This is a genomic window from Streptomyces sp. NRRL B-24572 (genome assembly GCF_002156145.1).
Taxonomy (GTDB): Bacteria; Actinomycetota; Actinomycetes; order Streptomycetales; family Streptomycetaceae; genus Streptomyces; species Streptomyces vietnamensis.
In genome coordinates this window covers 1-265 of record NZ_MWIG01000503.1, presented here as the reverse complement: position 1 = coordinate 265, position 265 = coordinate 1, and the positions used below count along the sequence as shown (strand labels likewise).

1 protein-coding gene is annotated in these 265 nt (G+C 71.3%); it reads left to right on the top strand.

Going from position 1 to position 265, the window contains the following annotated elements; genetic code table 11:
- A partial coding sequence (locus CCN56_RS44980) for an MFS transporter (RefSeq protein WP_256962184.1) occupies positions 1–265 on the top strand: 265 nt, incomplete at both ends.

The window sequence follows — 265 nt, the reverse complement described above, 5'->3', positions numbered from 1 at the left end:
GCCGCGGCCGTCTTCGGCGTCCTGGAGATCGCGGCGGCCCTCTCGCCGGCCTTCTGGGTGTTCGCGCTGCTGCTCGTGCCGATCGGCATGATCGGCCTCACCGTGAACATCACCGCGAACTCGGCCGTCCAGATGGCCACCGACCCCGCCATGCGGGGGCGCGTGATGAGCCTCTACATGATGGTCTTCGCCGGCGGCACACCCATCGGGGCCCCGCTCCTCGGCTGGGTCACCGACACGTACGGGGCGCGCGTCGGCTTCGCCA